This is a genomic window from Salmonella sp. SAL04157, from assembly GCF_046551635.1.
In the GTDB taxonomy this organism is placed as follows: domain Bacteria; phylum Pseudomonadota; class Gammaproteobacteria; order Enterobacterales; family Enterobacteriaceae; genus Salmonella; species Salmonella enterica.
In genome coordinates, this window is the sequence record NZ_JBGDVS010000005.1 from 265,676 (window position 1) to 285,934 (window position 20,259).

Consider the following 20,259-nt stretch of genomic DNA (forward strand, 5'->3'; position numbering starts at 1 on the left):
AACCTTACATCAAATCACGCTATTTCTGATTAATGGTTTGATAAGTAATAGAAAATAAATAATTTTCGCGTGAATAATATGTACAAAGAAAGGAATATCGCGGGATAACCCGGCGACACGACGCCGCCGGGTGGGAGAAGATTAGTTTTTACGCAGCAAACGTAGCGCATTGGCGGTCACCAATACCGTGGCTCCCGTATCCGCCAGGATTGCCAGCCATAGCCCGGTAAAACCCAGTAGCGTCGTCACCAGGAAAATGGCTTTCAGCCCCAGCGCAATGGTGATGTTCTGCCGGATATTCGCGTGGGTAGCGCGCGCCAGCGTAATCATCTGCGCTAACCCGCGCAGACGGTTATGAGTAAGGGCGGCGTCAGCCGTTTCCAGCGCGACGTCAGTACCGCTGCCCATCGCAATTCCGATACTGGCGGCTTTCATCGCGGGCGCATCATTAATGCCGTCGCCCACCATCGCCAGCGGCGCTTGTTGGTTAAGGGCGGTGACTGCCCGCACCTTGTCTTCCGGCAGTAGCCCGGCTTTAAACGCCAGATCCAGCTCGCCGGCAATCGCTGCCGCCGCCCGTGGGTTATCGCCGGTCAGAATCACGCCGTTAACGCCTAACTGATGCAGTTCGCGGATGGCGTCGCGCGCATCGTCACGCAACGTATCCTGGAGGGCGAGGACGCCAACAACGGTCTCGTTACGTAGCACCAGAACCACCGTCTGCCCGGCGTTTTCCAGTTCGCTAATTTGCCCGGCAAACGCTGCCGCAGGCTGTTTTCCCGCCGCGCAAATCAGAATACGTTCGCCGTTAACCTGCGCTTCAATTCCGGTGCCGGCCAGCGTTCGCTGCGATTCCGCCGTCGGGATCGCCAGATCGCGTGTCTGCGCTTCGCGGACAATAGCCTGCGCCAGCGGGTGCGTAGCGCCTTGTTCTACGGCTGCCGCCAGCGCCAACAGTTCAGCCTCGCTGATACCGCTTGCCGGATGAATCGCCGTCACCCGTGGTTTACCGATGGTCAACGTACCGGTTTTATCAAAGGCAACCTGCGTGATACGGCCCAGTTGCTCCAGCGCTGCGCCGCCTTTAATCAATGCGCCGCGCCGTGCCGCCGCCGCCAGCCCGGAGGTAATGGCCGCGGGCGTGGAGATCACCAGCGCGCACGGGCAGCCGATGAGCAGCAGCGTCAGCCCTTTATAAATCCACTCCTGCCAGCCGCCATCGAACATCAGCGGCGGAATAAGCGTCACCAGCAGTGCGATGACCATAATGACTGGCGTGTAGATGCGGCTGAAACGGTCAATAAACCGCTCAATGGGCGCACGGCGCTCTTCCGCCTCTTCAATCAGCGTCAGGATACGGTCAATCGCGCTGGCGCCAGGTTCAGATAGCACCTCCAGGGTGACGAGACGGTCAACGCTGGTCGCGCCTGCCGGGACTTTGTCGCCCGTTGCGCGCTCCACTGGGATAGACTCGCCGGTGAGCGCGCTTTCATCAAAGCTGGCGAAACCGGAAACCAGTTTACCGTCGGCGGGTAAACGCCCCCCGGCGGCGACTTCGATAATATCGCCCGGTCGCAGGGTATTAATAGCGACCTCTTCCCGTACGCCGTCGCGCAGACGGGTCGCCGTTTCCGGTTTAAGCGCCATTAACGCGCTGACGCCTTTACGGGCGCGGCTGGCGGCCCATCCTTCCAGGCGCTCGCCGATGAGGAACAGCAGCAATACCATTGCCGCCTCCGCCGTCGCGCCAATAAACAGCGCGCCAATGGCGGCGACGCTCATCAGCGTTTCAATAGCGAACCAACTGCCGCTTTTCATCAGCCGCAGCGCCTGGCGGGCAATAGGATACAGACCGACCAGAGTGGTGACGATAAAGGCCAGTTGGCCGAACGGGTGGTTAAATTGCTCCAGCCCCCAGCTTATCGCCATCATAATGATCAGCGTAATAAGCGGCAGGTTCTCTTTAAGACGAGATTCAGGCGCGGCGTCGCGCGAATCTTCGCTACGCAAGGTATAACCCGCCTTCTGTACGGCGCGTTCAATTTGCGCGCGGAGGTCGGCGTCGGCATCGACCACTAACTTTTCGGTGGCGAACAGCACTTGCGCCTGGTTGACGCCGCGAATTTGGCGGACCGCATTCTCCACTTTTCGGGCGCAGGCGGCGCAGTCCATGCCGGAGATTTTCCAGGTATAGCGCGTGCCTGCCACGGCAGTAGAAACAGGCGCGCTGGACGCGCAATGTTCTTCGCAGCAGCAGCTATCGGCCTTCTGTATTGCCGGGGCTAATCTGAAGGAGGTAAAGGGCGGGACTTTTTTGCCATCGGTATCAGGGGTCGACATAACGTCCTCCGGTTGATGATAATTTTCTCATTAACCGGAGGATACACTCTGGAGTCGACTCCAGAGTCAAGCGCTATTATTTACAGGTACAGCGAGCGAACAATCAGGAAGTGTCCGGCAAAGTAGCAGGCGGCGGCAATCGCGTTATCCGCCCGGAAACGGCGGCGGTAATGGCTACCCAGCCAGACGATATTGCCGATGAACAGCAGCGTCGCGCCGGTAAAGGCCGAAAGGGCTGGCGCCGTTGGGCGGAAGAACCACAGTTCGCCCGCCAGCCAGACCATGACCAGAGTCATGGCGATAAAAGTACATACCGGCCAGCGTAGCTCCTCCAGTCGCGTCCAGATAACGGCGATAAGCAACGCGCCGACTATCAGTAACGCCAGCGGCAGCGGCCAGAAGAACGACAACGTCATTTGGCTGGCAAAGTAAATGGTGTAGAGCAGATGCGATAAGAAAAATGCCCCGACGGCGTACAGCAGGCGTTGACGCGGTAAGAGCGTTAACGCATCGCCGACCAGCGAGGCGCACAGTCCGGCCAACACAAGATAACTGATGGCGTCAAACATCGGCGCTTGCCAGGCCAGCAACAGCAATAGTAATAACGTGACGGGCTTAAAAACCCAGCGTTGCCAGGCTGGCCCGCGATAGGAGGCGTCCACATACAGCCATGCGGACAGGCAGACAGCGATAAACGACCAAAGCATCTTAATTCCTTGAATTCGTTATTTTTTCGCAAACGGTATGCTTGCGGCTCTATTATTCAGTGTAGAGGCCGTGACGGTCAGATGACAACACTATAACGGGCAGGGTATGCTTATTTCCGCATTTTCTGACAGGTTAACAGTATGAGTAAGCCACCGCTTTTCTTCATTATAATCATTGCATTAATCGTAGTTGCCGCGTCGTTTCGCTTCGTTCAGCAACGGCGGGAAAAAGCCGCTAATGAGGCGGCGCCGTTACAGCAAAAGCTGGTCGTGGTCAGCAATAAACGGGAGAAGCCGGTTAATGACCGACGCTCTCGCCAGCAGGAAGTGAGCCCGGCGGGAACCAGTATGCGCTATGAGGCAAGTTTTAAGCCGCTCAATGGCGGTCTGGAAAAAACGTTCCGTTTACAAGCGCAGCAGTACCACGCTTTGACGGTGGGCGATCAAGGTACGCTGAGCTATAAGGGAACGCGGTTCGTCGGGTTTGTTAGCCGTACCCCGGATAACGAATAAACCGTCATCCGGCAGCAAACGTTATTTTTTGTTCTTAAACTTCTTCTGCCAGACCAGCAGCTCAAACACGCCGAACAGGAAAATGCGGATTTTCTCTCCCGTCGTCATCTGCGGACCCTCTTTCGGTATCGTTGATTTCAGCAACGCCAACTGCATACCGTGCATCAGCGCCATGAACACCAACGCCACGTTGACGAAGATATTGAGCGGGCGCGGGAAGGGTTGCACCAGATTAAGAATCAAAAATGCCCACACGAAGAGCATTAATAAGCGGCCCAGATTAATCAACATCATTTTCTCCTTGCGCGTCGCGCTGATACAGACGATAAGCGACCTGTCCGGCCACCTTTTCTCGATACAATGCCCAGTTCGCCGGAACGGGCGGCAGACCGTTTTCCACCTCGCTTTCTACGTAGATTAGCGCGTCGTCGGCCAGCCATCCCTGGGTTTCCAGCAATTGTAACGTCTCTTCCAGCAGCCCTTTACGAAACGGCGGGTCGACAAAGACGACGTGATGCGGCGTTCCCGGCTGGCTGAGGAAGGCCAGAGTATTGGTATTGACGACGCGAGCATTGTTGGCTTTCAGCGTCGCCAGATTTTTTTGCAACTGCTGCGAAACGGCGCGATCCATTTCTAGTAACGTTGCCTGGGCCGCATAACGCGATAGCGCTTCCAGACCCAGCGCGCCGCTGCCGGCAAAGCAATCCAGACAATGGGCGTCTACCATTACCGGAGCCAGCCAGTTAAATAACGTTTCGCGCACGCGATCGGTGGTGGGACGCAGACCCGGGCTGTCCGGAACCGGTAATTTACGGCCACGCCATTGCCCGCCAATAATGCGGATTTGGCCGCTGCCAGAGTGAGTCGGTTTTTTCATTTCTCTTGCTCGAACCGCCTGTTGCAAGTTATTCCAGGCGGTGATGTGAATTAAGTTAAGTGATAGACTATTTCATCATTTTTTTAGCTTCCATGTATATAGCGCCGCGAGGGGTGTAGTCGCAGATGGCAAAACAGAAAAAACGTGGCTTCTTTTCCTGGTTGGGCTTCGGTGATAAAGAGCAGAAGCAGGAACAGACCGAAGAACAGCAGATTGTTGAGGAACAACGACCGGTTGAGCCCCCTGTTGAAACGGCGGCAGACATAGACGCGCAAACGCCCGCGCACAGCAAAGCAGAAACCGAAGCCTTTGCGGAAGAGGTGGTGGACGTTACTGAGAAAGTTCAGGAGAGCGAAAAACCGCAGCCGGTAGAGCCGGAGCCCGCGACGGCCATTGAGACGGCAGCGCCGCAGATCGCGGTGGAACGCGAGGAATTGCCGCTTCCGGAAGAGGTTAAAGACGAGGCTATCTCGCCGGAAGAGTGGCAGGCCGAAGCGGAAACCGTAGAGGTCATTGCCGCGGTAGAAGAAGAGGGCGAAAACGCGGCGAAATTCACCGACGAAGAGCTGGAAGCGCAGGCGCTGGCCGCTCAGGCGGCGGAAGAGGCGGTGATGGTTGTTCCGCCAGCGGAAGAAGACGCGCCGGTGGAAGCGATCGTTCAGGAGCAGGAAAAACCGACTAAAGAAGGTTTCTTTGCCCGCCTGAAACGCAGCCTGCTGAAAACCAAAGAAAATCTCGGTTCCGGATTTATCAGTCTGTTCCGCGGCAAGAAAATCGACGATGATTTGTTCGAGGAGCTGGAAGAGCAGTTGCTCATCGCTGATGTCGGGGTGGAAACCACGCGTAAGATTATCGCTAATCTGACGGAAGGCGCCAGCCGCAAACAGCTTAAAGATGCCGAGGCGCTGTATGGTCTGTTGAAAGACGAGATGGGCGAGATTCTGGCGAAGGTAGACGAACCGCTTAATATTGAAGGTAAAACGCCTTTTGTTATTCTGATGGTTGGCGTGAACGGCGTGGGTAAAACCACCACTATCGGTAAACTGGCGCGCCAGTTTGAGCAGCAGGGTAAATCAGTGATGCTGGCGGCGGGGGATACTTTCCGCGCGGCGGCGGTCGAACAGCTACAGGTCTGGGGACAGCGTAACAACATTCCGGTTATCGCCCAGCATACCGGCGCGGACTCCGCCTCGGTGATTTTTGACGCTATCCAGGCCGCGAAGGCGCGTAATGTGGATGTGTTAATTGCCGATACGGCAGGGCGTTTGCAGAACAAGTCGCACCTGATGGAAGAGCTGAAAAAAATCGTTCGCGTCATGAAAAAGCTGGACGAAGAAGCGCCACATGAAGTTATGCTGACCATTGACGCCAGCACCGGACAGAACGCGGTAAGCCAGGCCAAACTGTTCCATGAAGCGGTAGGCTTAACCGGTATTACCCTGACCAAGCTGGACGGTACGGCGAAAGGCGGGGTGATTTTCTCGGTAGCTGACCAGTTTGGCATTCCTATTCGTTACATTGGCGTGGGCGAACGTATCGAGGATTTGCGTCCGTTTAAGGCGGACGATTTTATTGAGGCACTTTTTGCCCGAGAGGATTAACAATGATTCGCTTTGAACATGTCAGCAAGGCCTATCTCGGCGGGAGACAAGCGCTGCAGGGAGTGACATTCCATATGCGGCCAGGCGAGATGGCGTTTCTGACCGGCCACTCCGGCGCGGGGAAAAGTACCCTGCTGAAGCTAATCTGTGGGATTGAGCGGCCCAGCGCCGGCAAAATCTTCTTCAGCGGGCATGATATTACGCGCCTGAAAAACCGCGAAGTGCCGTTTTTGCGCCGCCAGATTGGGATGATTTTCCAGGATCACCATCTGCTGATGGATCGCACGGTCTATGACAATGTGGCGATACCGTTAATCATTGCCGGTGCCAGCGGCGATGATATCCGTCGTCGTGTGTCGGCGGCGCTGGATAAGGTTGGACTACTGGACAAAGCGAGAAACTTCCCGATTCAACTCTCCGGAGGCGAACAACAGCGCGTGGGCATCGCCCGCGCGGTGGTCAATAAGCCAGCGGTATTGCTGGCGGATGAACCGACCGGGAACCTGGACGACGCGTTGTCGGAAGGGATTTTACGTCTGTTTGAAGAGTTTAACCGCGTAGGGGTGACGGTACTGATGGCGACGCACGATATTGGACTTATCTCCCGTCGTTCCTATAGGCAGCTCGTCCTGAGCGATGGACATCTGCATGGAGGCCTGGCCAATGAATAGGCGCGACGCGATTAACCAAATCAGGCAGTTCGGCGGACGGCTGGATCAACTGCGTAAGTCTCGCGGCGGAACAGGCGGCGGGCGCAACGCGCCAGGACGCCAGAAGCCGACGCCGAAACCGAACTCACGTAAAACGAACGTCTTTAATGAGCAGGTGCGCTATGCCTGGCACGGCGCGCTGCAGGATCTGAAAAGCAAACCGCTGGCGACGTTTCTGACGGTGATGGTGATCGCCATCTCCCTGACGCTGCCCAGCGTCTGTTACATGGTCTATAAGAACGTCAACCAGGCGGCGACTCAGTATTACCCGTCGCCGCAGATCACCGTTTATCTGCAAAAAACGCTGGATGATGACGCGGCGGCGCGGGTCGTTGGGCAGCTTCAGGCCGAGCAGGGCGTTGAGAAGGTCAACTACCTGTCCCGTGAGGACGCGCTGGGAGAATTCCGCAACTGGTCGGGTTTTGGCGGCGCGCTGGATATGCTGGAAGAGAACCCGCTACCGGCGGTGGCGGTGGTGATCCCCAAGCTGGACTTTCAAAGTACCGCCTCGCTTAATACGCTGCGCGACCGTATCTCGCAGATTAACGGCATTGACGAAGTCCGCATGGATGATAGCTGGTTTGCGCGCCTGGCGGCGCTCACCGGGCTGGTGGGCCGTGTGTCGGCGATGATCGGCGTGCTGATGGTCGCGGCGGTCTTCCTCGTTATCGGCAACAGCGTGCGTCTGAGCATTTTTGCCCGTCGCGACACCATTAACGTGCAAAAGCTGATTGGCGCGACCGATGGCTTTATCCTGCGTCCGTTCCTCTACGGCGGCGCGTTGCTCGGTTTTTCCGGCGCGTTTCTTTCACTGATATTGTCTGAAATTTTGGTGATGCGTTTATCATCGGCGGTGACTGAAGTGGCGCAGGTCTTCGGCACGAAGTTTGATCTCAATGGCTTATCGTTCGATGAGTGCCTGTTGCTGCTGCTGGTCTGTTCCATGATTGGCTGGATCGCCGCCTGGCTGGCCACGGTGCAACATTTACGTCACTTTACTCCCGATTGATAAAATCGTGGTATAATCTTTCCCTGCAATGGGCTTCCGTTCGCAGGGAAAGAGTCCCTGTTGTCTCTTCCCCGCGCGTCATCTTTATGTCACAAGATTTGTGCAAATTATGCACAGTGTTACATTGAACTTGTGGATAAAATCACTGTCTGATAAAAGAGTGGGTGATATTCTCGTTGCTCATCGGCTTTGGCACGGTTGTTGCTCGCTGACGGTGCCAGGCAATACTGATTGAGAGGATTTGAATGACCAAAGAAATGCAAAATTTAGCTTTAGCCCCTGTTGGCAACCTGGAATCTTATATCCGGGCGGCGAACGCGTGGCCGATGTTATCGGCTGACGAGGAGCGGGCATTGGCTGAAAGGCTGCATTACCAGGGCGATCTGGAAGCAGCTAAAACGCTGATCCTGTCTCACCTGCGCTTTGTTGTTCATATTGCTCGTAACTATGCGGGCTATGGTCTGCCGCAGGCGGATTTGATCCAGGAAGGCAACATCGGCCTGATGAAAGCCGTACGTCGTTTTAACCCGGAAGTAGGCGTGCGCCTGGTCTCCTTCGCCGTACACTGGATTAAAGCAGAAATTCACGAATACGTGCTGCGTAACTGGCGTATCGTTAAAGTCGCGACCACGAAAGCGCAGCGTAAGCTGTTCTTTAATCTGCGTAAAACCAAGCAGCGTCTGGGCTGGTTTAATCAGGATGAGGTTGAAATGGTGGCGCGCGAACTGGGTGTTTCCAGTAAAGACGTGCGTGAGATGGAGTCGCGTATGGCGGCGCAGGACATGACGTTTGACATGTCTTCGGACGATGAGTCCGACAGCCAGCCAATGGCGCCGGTGCTGTATCTGCAGGATAAATCGTCTAACTTTGCCGACGGCATTGAAGACGATAACTGGGAAGAGCAGGCCGCCAACCGACTGACCGATGCGATGCAGGGGCTCGACGAGCGTAGCCAGGATATTATCCGCGCTCGCTGGCTGGACGAAGACAATAAGTCTACGTTGCAGGAGCTGGCCGATCGTTACGGCGTCTCCGCTGAGCGTGTGCGCCAGCTTGAAAAGAACGCCATGAAAAAGCTTCGCGCTGCGATCGAAGCGTAATCTTCGCGAATTGCCAATGAACCCTCGAATGTGAATTCGGGGGTTTTGTTTTTTGTAGGCCGGATTAGGCGTTTACGCTGCCATCCGGCAACACGTTTGCCCGATGGCGCTTCGCTTATCGGGCCTACGGGCCCTTCCTCTCCCCCACCGACACAAATATGTTATCTGGATGTAAATTTAGCTATTCCAAAATAATAAAAATCGGGTATGTTTTAGCAGAGTATGCTGCTAAAGCACGAGTAGCTAGCCAATAATCGAAATAAAGTGCTGAACAATAACACCACAACACACGTAACAACCAGAATAATGGGGATTATCAGGATGAATATGAAGGGTAAAACGTTATTGGCAGGATGTATCGCCCTGTCATTAAGCCATATGGCATTCGCCGAGGACATTAAAGTCGCGGTTGTCGGCGCGATGTCCGGTCCGGTAGCGCAGTATGGCGATCAGGAGTTTACCGGTGCGGAACAGGCAATTGCCGATATCAATGCGAAAGGCGGTATTAAAGGCGATAAGCTCGTCGCGGTGAAATATGACGACGCCTGTGACCCGAAACAGGCGGTAGCTGTCGCTAACAAAGTGGTGAACGACGGCATCAAGTATGTTATCGGTCACTTATGCTCCTCTTCCACACAGCCAGCGTCTGATATCTACGAAGACGAAGGTATCCTGATGATAACCCCGGCGGCGACCGCGCCGGAGCTGACCGCACGCGGCTATAACCTGATTTTGCGCACGACCGGCCTGGACTCTGACCAGGGGCCAACGGCGGCAAAGTATATTCTGGAGAAGGTAAAACCGCAGCGCATCGCGATTATCCACGATAAGCAGCAGTACGGCGAAGGGCTGGCGCGCGCGGTGCAGGACGGTCTGAAGAAAGGCGGCGTTAATGTCGTATTCTTTGACGGCATCACCGCCGGCGAAAAAGATTTCTCCACTCTGGTAGCGCGTCTGAAAAAAGAGAATATCGACTTTGTCTACTACGGCGGTTATCACCCGGAAATGGGGCAGATTTTGCGCCAGTCCCGCGCCGCAGGGCTGAAAACTCAGTTTATGGGGCCGGAAGGGGTCGCGAACGTCTCGCTGTCTAACATCGCCGGAGAGTCGGCGGAAGGCTTACTGGTCACCAAACCGAAGAACTACGATCAGGTGCCAGCGAACAAACCGATTGTGGATGCCATCAAAGCCAAGAAACAAGATCCTAGCGGCGCATTCGTGTGGACCACCTACGCCGCGCTGCAATCCTTACAGGCGGGGCTGAACCACTCCGACGATCCGGCGGAAATCGCCAAATACCTGAAAGGCGCCACGGTCGACACCGTAATGGGACCGCTGTCATGGGATGAGAAAGGCGATCTGAAAGGATTTGAGTTCGGCGTGTTTGACTGGCATGCGAACGGTACGGCGACAGACGCTAAGTAATTTTCCTGGCGCCTTTCGCGCTGCAGGTGCGTTGGCTACGTTATTCAACCCCGGTCACTTACTTATGTAAGCTCCCGGGGATTTCATAACTTGCCGCCTGCCTGCAACGCGAAATTCTTGGAAAATTGCGAGGTGGTTTTTATCTTTTCTCCCGGCATGTAGGCCGGATAAGCGTCAGCGCCATCCGGCTTTCTTTTAGCGCTTCTCCCAGCCGTCATGCTGGGCGGTAAAACCTAACGCCTGCATAAACGCGGCCATCACGCTGCGGTCTTCAACACCGACATCCGCCATCCACCACGACGAGACGTTGGGATTATCGCGGATGACTTCTTCTACCAGGTATTGCCCGACGCCGCGACGACGGGTGATTTCACGCACGCGTAAGGAATCCAGCGCGCCCTGCGTTCCGCTCAGCGTCACTCTTACGGCGCCCAACAAACGCTCGTTAAACCGCGCGGCATAAATCCGGTGCGTTTCATCTACGCTTAATGAGGAGGCGGAATATTCCGGCCAGATTTTGCCCAGATCGATCTGATCCTGAGCGCTAAAGTGTTCTAAACGAAGGATAGTCAGCTTCATCGACGGCTTGTCCCGATTTCAAAAGATGCGATCAGTGTACCGAAACAGGCAGGCCAGATGCTTTCTCTTTTTTGTGTCATTTACCAGGTTATTAATTTTTTAACAACGATAATTACAGTTTGAAGCATTAGAGAATGGAAAACAGGCAGCATAATTCCCTGAATGCTAGTGAATTATTCCGCTTAATATGCCGTTATTTTATGCTGACAAGCGTGCTTTTTTTTGTTTATCTATAGCGAAAAGCAGAATATTATCTTTTCTTAATAGACTGAAAAATAGAGATTTTAATCTTATTATGCTTTAAATGCTGCGCTAACTCATTAATGAGTCAGTAAAAAGCGCACCATTTATAAAAAGTACAGTCTGCTTTTTAACCAGCAAAAAACAAAACATATAACATCACGAATGGGGATACAGGCACATGAAACGGAAAGCGAAAACAATAATCGCAGGGATTGTTGCATTAGCAGTCTCGCAGGGGGCAATGGCAGATGATATTAAAGTCGCCATAGTCGGGGCGATGTCCGGCCCGGTAGCGCAATGGGGCGATATGGAATTTAACGGCGCGCGCCAGGCCATTAAAGACATCAACGCTAAAGGCGGTATTAAAGGCGATAAGCTGGTCGGCGTAGAGTACGATGATGCCTGCGATCCAAAACAGGCGGTGGCGGTGGCCAACAAAATCGTTAACGACGGTATTCAGTACGTTATTGGTCACTTGTGTTCTTCTTCTACTCAGCCAGCATCCGATATCTATGAAGATGAAGGTATTCTGATGATCTCCCCGGGGGCGACTAACCCGGAGCTGACCCAGCGCGGCTATCAGTACATTATGCGTACCGCCGGCCTGGACTCCTCCCAGGGGCCAACAGCTGCGAAATATATCCTGGAAACGGTGAAACCGCAGCGCATCGCTATCATTCACGATAAACAGCAATACGGCGAAGGACTGGCGCGCTCCGTGCAGGATGGCCTGAAGCAGGGCAATGCCAATATTGTCTTTTTTGATGGTATTACCGCCGGCGAAAAAGATTTCTCCGCCCTGATTGTCCGCTTGCAAAAAGAGAATATCGACTTTGTGTATTACGGCGGCTACTACCCGGAAATGGGGCAGATGCTGCGCCAGGCGCGGGCTAATGGCCTGAAAACGCAATTTATGGGGCCGGAAGGCGTGGGTAACGCGTCGCTGTCCAATATTGCGGGCGGTGCGGCGGAAGGCATGTTGGTGACGATGCCAAAACGTTATGACCAGGACCCGGCGAATAAAGCGATTGTCGAGGCGCTGAAAGCCGACAAGAAAGATCCCAGCGGTCCGTATGTCTGGATCACCTACGCCGCCGTCCAGTCGCTGGCGACCGCAATGACGCGTAGCGCCAGCCATGCTCCGCTGGATCTGGTGAAAGATCTTAAAGCGAACGGGGCTGATACCGTTATTGGGCCGCTGAAATGGGATGAAAAAGGCGATCTTAAGGGATTTGAATTTGGCGTCTTCCAGTGGCACGCCGACGGCTCGTCAACCGTCGCGAAGTAATGCCAGAAGATAAGTTATCCCACCGCCCGCACGCCGGGCGGGTTTAAAAAGGTTACCTTATGTCCGAGCAGTTTCTCTATTTCTTGCAGCAGATGTTTAATGGCGTCACGCTGGGGAGCACCTACGCGCTGATTGCTATCGGTTATACGATGGTGTACGGCATTATCGGCATGATCAACTTCGCTCATGGCGAGGTGTATATGATCGGCAGCTACGTCTCTTTTATGATCATCGCCGCGCTAATGATGATGGGAATAGACACCAGTTGGCTCCTGGTGGCCGCCGGATTTATCGGCGCGATTATTATTGCCAGCGCCTACGGCTGGAGTATCGAGCGAGTCGCTTACCGGCCTGTGCGCAACTCCAAGCGCCTGATCGCCCTGATTTCCGCCATCGGGATGTCTATCTTTCTGCAAAACTACGTCAGCCTGACGGAAGGTTCGCGCGACGTGGCGTTACCCAGCCTGTTTAACGGCCAGTGGATTGTGGGCAGCAGCGAAAACTTTTCCGCGTCCATCACCACCATGCAGGCGGTTATCTGGATAGTCACCTTTCTGGCTATGCTGGCGCTCACCATTTTCATTCGCTACTCCCGGATGGGCCGCGCCTGCCGCGCCTGCGCGGAGGATCTGAAAATGGCCAGCCTGCTCGGCATTAATACCGACCGCGTCATTGCGCTAACGTTTGTTATCGGCGCGGCAATGGCGGCGGTGGCGGGTGTGCTGCTTGGGCAATTTTACGGCGTGATTAACCCCTACATCGGTTTTATGGCCGGGATGAAAGCGTTCACCGCGGCGGTGCTGGGCGGTATTGGCAGCATTCCGGGCGCGATGATCGGCGGTCTGATTTTGGGCGTTGCCGAAGCGCTCTCGTCTGCATATTTAAGTACCGAATATAAAGATGTCGTGTCGTTCGCTCTGCTGATTCTGGTACTGCTGGTGATGCCGACCGGTATCCTGGGGCGTCCGGAGGTAGAGAAAGTATGAAACCGATGCATATTGCGATGGCTCTGTTCTCTGCGGCGATGTTCTTCGTTTTGGCTGGCGTCTTCATGGGCGTACAACTGGAGCTGGACGGCACCAAACTGGTGGTGGATACCGCCGCCGACATCCGCTGGCAGTGGATCTTTATCGGTACGGCAGTGGTTTTTTTCTTTCAGTTGCTGCGTCCGATGTTCCAGAAAGCGGTGAAGCACGTCTCCGGACCGAAGTTTATTCTGCCGGCGATCGATGGCTCTACCGTTAAGCAAAAGCTGTTTCTGATGGCGCTGCTGGTTATCGCCGTGGCATGGCCGTTTATGGTGTCGCGCGGTAGCGTCGATATCGCCACCATGACCATGATTTATATCATCCTCGGTCTGGGGCTGAACGTGGTGGTGGGGCTGTCCGGCCTGCTGGTATTGGGCTACGGCGGCTTTTACGCCATCGGCGCTTATACCTTTGCGCTGCTCAACCACTATTATGGTTTGGGTTTCTGGACCTGCCTGCCGCTGGCGGGACTGGTCTCCGCCGCCGCTGGTTTCCTGCTCGGCTTCCCGGTACTGCGTCTGCGCGGCGACTATCTGGCGATTGTGACGCTCGGCTTCGGCGAAATCGTCCGTATCCTGCTGCTCAACAACACTGAAATTACCGGCGGCCCGAACGGCATCAGTCAGATCCCCAAACCGACGCTGTTTGGTCTGGAGTTTAGCCGCAACACCCGCGAAGGCGGCTGGGATACCTTCAGCAATTTCTTTGGCGTGAAGTACGACCCATCCGACCGGGTCATTTTCCTCTATCTGGTGGCCCTGTTGCTGGTGGTCCTGTCGCTGTTTGTCATTAACCGCCTGCTGCGTATGCCGCTGGGCCGGGCGTGGGAAGCGTTGCGTGAAGATGAGATCGCCTGTCGCTCATTAGGTTTAAGCCCGACGCGTATCAAGCTGACCGCTTTTACTATCAGCGCCGCGTTTGCCGGTTTCGCCGGGACGTTGTTTGCCGCCCGCCAGGGCTTTGTCAGCCCGGAATCTTTCACCTTCGCCGAATCCGCCTTCGTGCTGGCGATTGTGGTGCTGGGCGGAATGGGCTCGCAGTTTGCGGTGATCCTGGCGGCGGTTCTGCTGGTGGTGTCGCGCGAATTGATGCGCGACTTCAACGAATACAGCATGTTGATGCTCGGCGGTTTGATGGTGTTGATGATGATCTGGCGTCCGCAGGGATTGCTGCCGATGACGCGTCCGCAGTTGAAGCTGAAAAGTGGTCAGGCGAAAGGAGAGCAGGCATGAGTCAGCCATTATTAGCGGTTAACGGCCTGATGATGCGCTTTGGCGGTTTGCTGGCGGTCAACAATGTATCGCTGGAATTGCGTGAGCGGGAAATTGTGTCGCTGATTGGCCCTAACGGCGCGGGTAAAACGACGGTGTTTAACTGCCTGACCGGTTTTTATAAGCCGACAGGCGGTACGATCATGTTGCGCGAGCGGCATCTGGAAGGATTGCCGGGCCAGCAGATCGCCCGCATGGGCGTGGTACGTACTTTCCAGCATGTGCGCCTGTTTCGCGAAATGACGGTGATTGAAAACCTGCTGGTGGCGCAGCACCAGCAACTGAAAACGGGCCTCTTTTCCGGCCTGTTGAAAACGCCCGCTTTCCGCCGCGCGCAAAGCGAAGCGCTGGACCGCGCGGCGACCTGGCTTGAGCGTATTGGCCTGCTGGAACATGCCAACCGCCAGGCCAGTAATCTGGCTTACGGCGACCAGCGCCGGCTGGAGATTGCCCGCTGCATGGTGACGCAGCCAGAAATTCTGATGCTCGACGAACCGGCGGCTGGCCTTAACCCGAAAGAGACCAAAGAGCTGGATGAGCTGATTGCCGAACTACGTAACCATCACAACACCACCATATTACTGATTGAACACGATATGAAGCTGGTGATGGGCATTTCCGATCGCATTTACGTGGTGAACCAGGGCACGCCGCTGGCGAACGGCACGCCGGAAGAGATCCGCAACAACCCGGACGTCATCCGCGCTTATCTGGGTGAGGCATAAGATGGAAAAAACGATGTTAACGTTTGAAAAAGTCAGCGCCCACTACGGCAAGATTCAGGCGCTGCACGACGTCAGTCTGCACATCAACCAGGGGGAAATCGTTACCCTGATTGGCGCTAACGGCGCGGGGAAAACGACGCTGCTTGGCACCTTGTGCGGCGATCCGCGTGCCTCCAGCGGACGGGTGGTGTTTGACGGTAAAGACATCACCGACTGGCAGACGGCGAAAATCATGCGTGAAGCGGTGGCGATAGTGCCGGAAGGGCGGCGCGTCTTCTCGCGGATGACGGTGGAAGAGAACCTGGCGATGGGCGGTTTTTTTGCCGAGCGCGATCGGTTTCAGGAGCGTATCAAGTGGGTGTACGAGCTGTTTCCGCGCCTGCATGAACGCCGTATCCAGCGAGCGGGCACCATGTCCGGCGGCGAACAGCAGATGCTGGCGATTGGCCGCGCGCTGATGAGCCAGCCGAGGCTATTGCTGCTGGATGAACCGTCGCTGGGGCTGGCGCCGATCATCATCCAGCAGATCTTCGACACCATTGAGCAGTTGCGCGAGCAGGGTATGACCATCTTCCTTGTCGAGCAAAACGCTAACCAGGCGCTGAAGCTCGCCGACCGCGGTTATGTGCTGGAAAACGGCCACGTGGTGCTATCCGATACCGGTGATGCACTGCTGGCGAACGAAGCGGTGCGCAGCGCCTATCTGGGCGGTTAGACTGTGCCAGGGGGGAAGCGCGTGCGCCGCCCCCCCGGTGACGGCAACGGTAAAATTTTTCAAAAGAGCCTGATGGCTCTTTTTTTGTACGTGTTTGTTGTACAATAAACATGTACAACTGGGGAGGTGTTTATGCGTACGGTTAACTATAGCGAAGCGCGGCAAAATCTGGCCGAAGTCCTGGAAAGTGCGGTGACGGGGGGGCCTGTCACCATCACGCGTCGTGGGCATAAGTCCGCAGTGATCATCAGCGCCGAGGAGTTTGAGCGTTATCAGACGGCGCGAATGGATGATGAGTTTGCTGCCATTATGGCGGTTCATGGCAATGAGCTCAGGGAGCTGGCGGATAAATGACCCTACAACTTATCTCAGCGGAAGAGATAATTCAGTTTCACGACAGGCTTCTCCGCGTTACGCCTGGTGTAACAGGCATGCCTGATCCTGGCCGCGCGGAAGCGCTAATGTACCGGGTACTCAATCAAATCGAATATGAAGGGGTGACCGACGTGTGGCTGCTGGCGGCAATGCATTTGCTCGCTATATCCCGTGGGCATATCTTCAATGATGGTAACAAACGTACCGCCTTATTTATTACGTTGCTGTTTTTAAAGCGCAATGGGATCTCACTCGCTGCGAATCCGGATTTTGTCGATATGACAGTCGATGCGGCGGCAGGGCGGCTTACGCTGGAGCAAATTGCCGTTCGCTTACGCGCCTGAGACGTTAATCCCGGCGACGCTCCGCCTGGTTGAGTTACGGCATGTGCGCCGTCCCCGGGAATAATGTCGTACCTATCCGTGCCGTAGCTCCCACTTTTCTTTTCCGGCGCTTTCACTGCCTTGCCATCTCTCTGTCGCCTTACTATCTTTTTTTTGTAATAAAAAAGTTATTTTTCTGTCATTCGAGCATGTCATGTTACCCCCGCGAACATAAAACGCGTGATATCGCGCATCCCGGCACAAAAAGAGAGATAACCGATGATATCGTTACGACATACAGCTTTAGGACTGGCGCTGAGTCTGGCATTTACGGGTCAGGCGTTGGCTGTCACCACTATTCCATTCTGGCATTCAATGGAAGGGGAGTTAGGCAAAGAAGTTGATTCACTGGCGCAACGTTTCAACCAGGCCAATCCGGATTACAAAATCGTTCCGGTCTATAAGGGGAACTATGAACAGAACCTGAGCGCCGGGATCGCGGCATTCCGTACCGGCAACGCGCCGGCAATATTGCAGGTTTATGAGGTTGGGACGGCGACCATGATGGCCTCAAAAGCCATTAAGCCGGTTTATGAAGTGTTTAAAGACGCCGGTATTAACTTTGACGAGTCCCAGTTTGTACCAACCGTTGCAGGCTACTACACCGATGCTAAAAGCGGGCATCTGCTCTCCCAGCCCTTTAACAGCTCCACGCCGGTACTGTACTACAACAAAGACGCCTTTAAGAAAGCCGGTTTAGATCCGGAACAGCCGCCGAAAACCTGGCAGGAGCTGGCCGACTATACCGCGAAACTGAGAGCGGCTGGCATGAAATGCGGTTACGCCAGCGGCTGGCAAGGCTGGATCCAACTGGAAAACTTCAGCGCCTGGAACGGTCTCCCCTTCGCCAGTAAAAACAATGGCTTTGACGGTACAGATGCGGTGCTGGAGTTTAATAAGCCAGAGCAGGTGAAACATATCGCGCTGCTGGAAGAGATGAATAAGAAAGGCGATTTTAGCTATGTTGGGCGTAAGGACGAGTCTACCGAGAAGTTTTATAACGGTGACTGCGCGATGACAACCGCGTCCTCCGGCTCGCTCGCCAATATCCGCCAGTATGCCAAATTTAACTATGGCGTGGGTATGATGCCGTACGACGCTGATATCAAGGGCGCGCCGCAAAACGCCATTATCGGCGGAGCCAGCCTATGGGTCATGCAGGGTAAAGATAAAGAAACCTATACCGGCGTCGCCAAATTCCTCGACTTCCTGGCAAAACCGGAAAACGCTGCTGAATGGCATCAAAAAACTGGCTACCTGCCGATTACCACCGCCGCCTACGAGCTGACCCGCGAGCAGGGTTATTACGATAAAAACCCCGGTGCGGATATCGCCACTCGCCAGATGTTGAATAAGCCGCCGTTACCCTTCACCAAAGGCTTGCGTCTGGGCAATATGCCGCAGATTCGTACCATCGTGGACGAAGAGCTGGAAAGCGTCTGGACCGGGAAGAAAACCCCACAACAGGCGTTGGATACCGCAGTGGATCGCGGGAATCAGTTGCTGCGTCGTTTTGAGAAAGCGAGCAAATCTTAAGTGTATAAGTGCCTGATGGCGCTGCGCTTATCAGGCCTACAGCGTTTGTAGGCCGGATAAGGTGCTTGCACCGCCATCCGGCACCTTCCAGGAAAAGAACCTTCATGTCATCATCCCGTCCGGTGTTCCGCTCGCGCTGGCTGCCGTATTTACTGGTTGCCCCGCAGTTGGTTATCACCGTTATTTTCTTTATCTGGCCTGCGGGCGAAGCGCTGTGGTATTCGCTGCAAAGCATCGATCCGTTTGGTTTTTCCAGCCAATTTGTCGGGCTGGAGAATTTCGTCGCGCTTTTTCACGACAGTTATTATCTTGACGCCTTCTGGACGACGATTAAATTCAGCGCGCTGGTCACGTTTAGCGGCCTGCTGGTCTCGTTGTTTTTCGCCGCCCTGGTGGATTACGTGGTACGTGGTAGCCGTTTTTATCAGACGCTGATGCTGCTGCCTTATGCCGTCGCGCCCGCCGTCGCCGCCGTATTGTGGATTTTCCTGTTTAACCCGGGGCGGGGATTAATCACCCATTTCCTCGGCGAATTCGGCTATGACTGGAACCACGCGCAAAACAGCGGTCAGGCGATGTTCCTGGTGGTATTTGCGTCAGTCTGGAAGCAGATTAGTTACAACTTTTTATTCTTCTTTGCCGCGCTGCAATCCATTCCCCGCTCGCTGGTGGAAGCGGCGGCCATTGACGGTGCCGGGCCGATTCGTCGTTTCTTCCGGCTTTCTTTGCCGCTTATTGCGCCGGTCAGTTTCTTCCTGCTGGTGGTCAACCTGGTGTACGCCTTTTTCGACACCTTCCCGGTGATCGACGCCGCGACCGCCGGCGGGCCGGTACAAGCCACCACGACGCTGATTTATAAGATTTATCGCGAAGGGTTTACCGGTCTGGATCTCTCGGCGTCCGCCGCGCAGTCGGTGGTGTTGATGTTCCTCGTCATCATTCTGACGGTGGTGCAGTTCCGCTATGTGGAAAGTAAGGTGCGTTACCAATGATAGAGAATCGTCGCGGGCTGACAATATTCAGCCATACCATGCTGATTCTGGGGATCGCGGTCATTTTGTTTCCGCTGTATGTCGCGTTTGTCGCGGCGACGCTGGACGACCGCGCGGTGTTTGAGACGCCGATGACGCTGCTTCCCGGCACGCAGTTACTGGAGAATATCAAAACTATTTGGGTCAACGGCGTCGGTGTTAATAGCGCGCCATTCTGGCTGATGATGCTTAACAGTTTCATTATGGCGTTCAGCATTACGGTAGGCAAAATCACGGTATCTATGCTTTCCGCATTCGCCATCGTCTGGTTTCGTTTTCCCCTGCGTAACCTGTTCTTCTGGATGATTTTTATCACCCTGATGCTACCGGTTGAAGTACGTATCTTCCCGACGGTGGAAGTGATCGCCAACCTGAAAATGCTCGACAGCTATGCTGGTCTGACGCTACCGCTGATGGCGTCCGCTACCGCCACTTTCCTGTTTCGTCAGTTCTTCATGACGCTTCCGGATGAACTGGTGGAGGCGGCCCGTATTGACGGCGCGTCGCCGATGCGCTTTTTCCGCGACATCGTGTTGCCGCTGTCAAAAACCAACCTGGCGGCGTTATTCGTCATCACCTTTATCTACGGCTGGAACCAGTATCTGTGGCCGCTGTTGATTATCACCGACGTGAATCTTGGCACTGCCGTAGCGGGTATCAAAGGGATGATCGCTACCGGCGAAGGTACCACGCAATGGAACCAGGTGATGGCGGCAATGTTGCTCACCCTTATCCCTCCGGTCGTTATCGTTTTAGCCATGCAACGGGCGTTTGTGCGTGGTTTAGTGGACAGTGAGAAATAA

22 protein-coding genes are annotated in these 20,259 nt (G+C 54.9%); 16 read left to right on the plus strand and 6 right to left on the minus strand.

What is annotated here, in order from left to right:
- Positions 1-141: 141 nt before the first annotated feature.
- Complete coding sequence (zntA, locus tag ACLJRE_RS13590) at positions 142-2,340, minus strand: Zn(II)/Cd(II)/Pb(II) translocating P-type ATPase ZntA (RefSeq protein ID WP_000106658.1); 2,199 nt, start codon at positions 2,338-2,340, stop codon at positions 142-144.
- An 80-nt stretch (positions 2,341-2,420) separates the two neighbouring features.
- On the minus strand, positions 2,421-3,047 hold the full coding sequence (locus tag ACLJRE_RS13595; RefSeq protein ID WP_000964735.1) for a lysoplasmalogenase: 627 nt from the start codon (positions 3,045-3,047) through the stop codon (positions 2,421-2,423).
- Between the two features lie 141 nt (positions 3,048-3,188).
- On the opposite strand from ACLJRE_RS13595, the gene ACLJRE_RS13600 reads away from it, so the two are divergent.
- Positions 3,189-3,560: a DUF2500 domain-containing protein gene (locus tag ACLJRE_RS13600; protein ID WP_000042850.1), complete on the plus strand. Its 372-nt coding sequence runs from the start codon at positions 3,189-3,191 to the stop codon at positions 3,558-3,560.
- A 21-nt stretch (positions 3,561-3,581) separates the two neighbouring features.
- Here ACLJRE_RS13600 and ACLJRE_RS13605 read toward each other — a convergent pair whose 3' ends face one another.
- Both ACLJRE_RS13605 and rsmD read right to left on the minus strand, forming a co-directional pair.
- Positions 3,582-3,851 (minus strand): DUF1145 family protein, encoded by a 270-nt coding sequence (locus ACLJRE_RS13605; protein ID WP_000906762.1) that lies wholly within the window; start codon positions 3,849-3,851, stop codon positions 3,582-3,584.
- Entirely contained in the window at positions 3,841-4,437 is a 597-nt protein-coding gene (rsmD, locus tag ACLJRE_RS13610; RefSeq protein ID WP_000743275.1) for a 16S rRNA (guanine(966)-N(2))-methyltransferase, read from the minus strand. Before rsmD ends, ACLJRE_RS13605 begins: the two co-directional genes overlap by 11 nt.
- Positions 4,438-4,562: 125 nt before the next feature.
- Here rsmD and ftsY point away from each other — a divergent pair, with 125 nt between their 5' ends.
- From ftsY to livJ, 5 genes are all read left to right on the plus strand, one after another.
- A complete protein-coding gene (gene ftsY, locus ACLJRE_RS13615; RefSeq protein WP_023212587.1) occupies positions 4,563-6,038 on the plus strand; it encodes a signal recognition particle-docking protein FtsY in 1,476 nt (491 codons plus the stop codon).
- Positions 6,039-6,040: 2 nt separating this feature from the next.
- A complete protein-coding gene (ftsE, locus tag ACLJRE_RS13620) occupies positions 6,041-6,709 on the plus strand; it encodes a cell division ATP-binding protein FtsE (protein WP_000617729.1) in 669 nt (222 codons plus the stop codon).
- Complete coding sequence (gene ftsX / locus ACLJRE_RS13625; RefSeq protein WP_001081700.1) at positions 6,702-7,757, plus strand: permease-like cell division protein FtsX; 1,056 nt, start codon at positions 6,702-6,704, stop codon at positions 7,755-7,757. The genes ftsE and ftsX overlap by 8 nt, the downstream gene beginning before the upstream one ends.
- Positions 7,758-8,002: 245 nt before the next feature.
- A complete protein-coding gene (gene rpoH / locus ACLJRE_RS13630; protein ID WP_000159621.1) occupies positions 8,003-8,857 on the plus strand; it encodes an RNA polymerase sigma factor RpoH in 855 nt (284 codons plus the stop codon).
- Between the two features lie 321 nt (positions 8,858-9,178).
- A complete protein-coding gene (gene livJ, locus ACLJRE_RS13635; protein ID WP_001528146.1) occupies positions 9,179-10,282 on the plus strand; it encodes a branched chain amino acid ABC transporter substrate-binding protein LivJ in 1,104 nt (367 codons plus the stop codon).
- A gap of 83 nt (positions 10,283-10,365) precedes the next feature.
- Here livJ and ACLJRE_RS13640 read toward each other — a convergent pair whose 3' ends face one another.
- Together ACLJRE_RS13640 and panM are read right to left on the minus strand one after the other, a co-directional pair.
- Complete coding sequence (locus tag ACLJRE_RS13640; RefSeq protein ID WP_001517957.1) at positions 10,366-10,500, minus strand: hypothetical protein; 135 nt, start codon at positions 10,498-10,500, stop codon at positions 10,366-10,368.
- A complete protein-coding gene (gene panM / locus ACLJRE_RS13645; RefSeq protein ID WP_000778873.1) occupies positions 10,478-10,861 on the minus strand; it encodes an aspartate 1-decarboxylase autocleavage activator PanM in 384 nt (127 codons plus the stop codon). Before panM ends, ACLJRE_RS13640 begins: the two co-directional genes overlap by 23 nt.
- A gap of 421 nt (positions 10,862-11,282) precedes the next feature.
- Here panM and livK point away from each other — a divergent pair, with 421 nt between their 5' ends.
- The 10 genes from livK to ugpE all read left to right on the plus strand — a co-directional run bounded on the left by livK (position 11,283) and on the right by ugpE (position 20,259).
- Entirely contained in the window at positions 11,283-12,392 is a 1,110-nt protein-coding gene (gene livK, locus ACLJRE_RS13650; protein WP_023212586.1) for a high-affinity branched-chain amino acid ABC transporter substrate-binding protein LivK, read from the plus strand.
- 59 nt (positions 12,393-12,451) lie between these two features.
- A complete protein-coding gene (livH, locus tag ACLJRE_RS13655) occupies positions 12,452-13,378 on the plus strand; it encodes a high-affinity branched-chain amino acid ABC transporter permease LivH (RefSeq protein WP_000003007.1) in 927 nt (308 codons plus the stop codon).
- The gene (livM, locus tag ACLJRE_RS13660; protein WP_000803764.1) at positions 13,375-14,652 is read left to right on the plus strand and encodes a branched chain amino acid ABC transporter permease LivM; all 1,278 of its coding nucleotides are present in this window, start codon (positions 13,375-13,377) and stop codon (positions 14,650-14,652) included. The genes livH and livM overlap by 4 nt, the downstream gene beginning before the upstream one ends.
- The gene (gene livG, locus ACLJRE_RS13665; RefSeq protein ID WP_000082080.1) at positions 14,649-15,416 is read left to right on the plus strand and encodes a high-affinity branched-chain amino acid ABC transporter ATP-binding protein LivG; all 768 of its coding nucleotides are present in this window, start codon (positions 14,649-14,651) and stop codon (positions 15,414-15,416) included. The genes livM and livG overlap by 4 nt, the downstream gene beginning before the upstream one ends.
- A 1-nt stretch (position 15,417) precedes the next feature.
- Positions 15,418-16,131, plus strand: a complete 714-nt coding sequence (gene livF / locus ACLJRE_RS13670) for a high-affinity branched-chain amino acid ABC transporter ATP-binding protein LivF (RefSeq protein WP_000416114.1) — start codon at positions 15,418-15,420, stop codon at positions 16,129-16,131.
- 132 nt (positions 16,132-16,263) lie between these two features.
- Complete coding sequence (locus ACLJRE_RS13675; RefSeq protein ID WP_001520924.1) at positions 16,264-16,485, plus strand: type II toxin-antitoxin system Phd/YefM family antitoxin; 222 nt, start codon at positions 16,264-16,266, stop codon at positions 16,483-16,485.
- Positions 16,482-16,850, plus strand: a complete 369-nt coding sequence (locus ACLJRE_RS13680) for a type II toxin-antitoxin system death-on-curing family toxin (protein WP_000174963.1) — start codon at positions 16,482-16,484, stop codon at positions 16,848-16,850. The genes ACLJRE_RS13675 and ACLJRE_RS13680 overlap by 4 nt, the downstream gene beginning before the upstream one ends.
- Positions 16,851-17,108: 258 nt before the next feature.
- Positions 17,109-18,425, plus strand: a complete 1,317-nt coding sequence (gene ugpB / locus ACLJRE_RS13685) for a sn-glycerol-3-phosphate ABC transporter substrate-binding protein UgpB (RefSeq protein WP_000624747.1) — start codon at positions 17,109-17,111, stop codon at positions 18,423-18,425.
- 104 nt (positions 18,426-18,529) lie between these two features.
- A complete protein-coding gene (ugpA, locus tag ACLJRE_RS13690; RefSeq protein ID WP_023197115.1) occupies positions 18,530-19,417 on the plus strand; it encodes a sn-glycerol-3-phosphate ABC transporter permease UgpA in 888 nt (295 codons plus the stop codon).
- Positions 19,414-20,259 (plus strand): sn-glycerol-3-phosphate ABC transporter permease UgpE, encoded by an 846-nt coding sequence (gene ugpE, locus ACLJRE_RS13695; protein ID WP_000572196.1) that lies wholly within the window; start codon positions 19,414-19,416, stop codon positions 20,257-20,259. Before ugpA ends, ugpE begins: the two co-directional genes overlap by 4 nt.

Excerpts from the sequence above, each read along its gene's own strand:
- panM (WP_000778873.1), bottom strand. The coding sequence starts at position 10,861 with ATGAAGCTGACTATCCTTCGTTTAGAACACTTTAGCGCTCAGGATCAG.
- ACLJRE_RS13680 (WP_000174963.1), top strand. The coding sequence starts at position 16,482 with ATGACCCTACAACTTATCTCAGCGGAAGAGATAATTCAGTTTCACGAC.
- zntA (WP_000106658.1), bottom strand. The coding sequence starts at position 2,340 with ATGTCGACCCCTGATACCGATGGCAAAAAAGTCCCGCCCTTTACCTCC.
- ftsX (WP_001081700.1), top strand. The coding sequence starts at position 6,702 with ATGAATAGGCGCGACGCGATTAACCAAATCAGGCAGTTCGGCGGACGG.
- livK (WP_023212586.1), top strand. The coding sequence starts at position 11,283 with ATGAAACGGAAAGCGAAAACAATAATCGCAGGGATTGTTGCATTAGCA.
- ACLJRE_RS13595 (WP_000964735.1), bottom strand. The coding sequence starts at position 3,047 with ATGCTTTGGTCGTTTATCGCTGTCTGCCTGTCCGCATGGCTGTATGTG.
- livF (WP_000416114.1), top strand. The coding sequence starts at position 15,418 with ATGGAAAAAACGATGTTAACGTTTGAAAAAGTCAGCGCCCACTACGGC.
- ACLJRE_RS13600 (WP_000042850.1), top strand. The coding sequence starts at position 3,189 with ATGAGTAAGCCACCGCTTTTCTTCATTATAATCATTGCATTAATCGTA.
- ftsE (WP_000617729.1), top strand. The coding sequence starts at position 6,041 with ATGATTCGCTTTGAACATGTCAGCAAGGCCTATCTCGGCGGGAGACAA.
- rpoH (WP_000159621.1), top strand. The coding sequence starts at position 8,003 with ATGACCAAAGAAATGCAAAATTTAGCTTTAGCCCCTGTTGGCAACCTG.
- ACLJRE_RS13675 (WP_001520924.1), top strand. The coding sequence starts at position 16,264 with ATGCGTACGGTTAACTATAGCGAAGCGCGGCAAAATCTGGCCGAAGTC.
- ugpB (WP_000624747.1), top strand. The coding sequence starts at position 17,109 with ATGATATCGTTACGACATACAGCTTTAGGACTGGCGCTGAGTCTGGCA.
- ACLJRE_RS13640 (WP_001517957.1), bottom strand. The coding sequence starts at position 10,500 with ATGACGGCTGGGAGAAGCGCTAAAAGAAAGCCGGATGGCGCTGACGCT.
- livM (WP_000803764.1), top strand. The coding sequence starts at position 13,375 with ATGAAACCGATGCATATTGCGATGGCTCTGTTCTCTGCGGCGATGTTC.
- ftsY (WP_023212587.1), top strand. The coding sequence starts at position 4,563 with ATGGCAAAACAGAAAAAACGTGGCTTCTTTTCCTGGTTGGGCTTCGGT.
- ACLJRE_RS13605 (WP_000906762.1), bottom strand. The coding sequence starts at position 3,851 with ATGTTGATTAATCTGGGCCGCTTATTAATGCTCTTCGTGTGGGCATTT.
- ugpE (WP_000572196.1), top strand. The coding sequence starts at position 19,414 with ATGATAGAGAATCGTCGCGGGCTGACAATATTCAGCCATACCATGCTG.
- livG (WP_000082080.1), top strand. The coding sequence starts at position 14,649 with ATGAGTCAGCCATTATTAGCGGTTAACGGCCTGATGATGCGCTTTGGC.
- ugpA (WP_023197115.1), top strand. The coding sequence starts at position 18,530 with ATGTCATCATCCCGTCCGGTGTTCCGCTCGCGCTGGCTGCCGTATTTA.
- livJ (WP_001528146.1), top strand. The coding sequence starts at position 9,179 with ATGAATATGAAGGGTAAAACGTTATTGGCAGGATGTATCGCCCTGTCA.
- rsmD (WP_000743275.1), bottom strand. The coding sequence starts at position 4,437 with ATGAAAAAACCGACTCACTCTGGCAGCGGCCAAATCCGCATTATTGGC.
- livH (WP_000003007.1), top strand. The coding sequence starts at position 12,452 with ATGTCCGAGCAGTTTCTCTATTTCTTGCAGCAGATGTTTAATGGCGTC.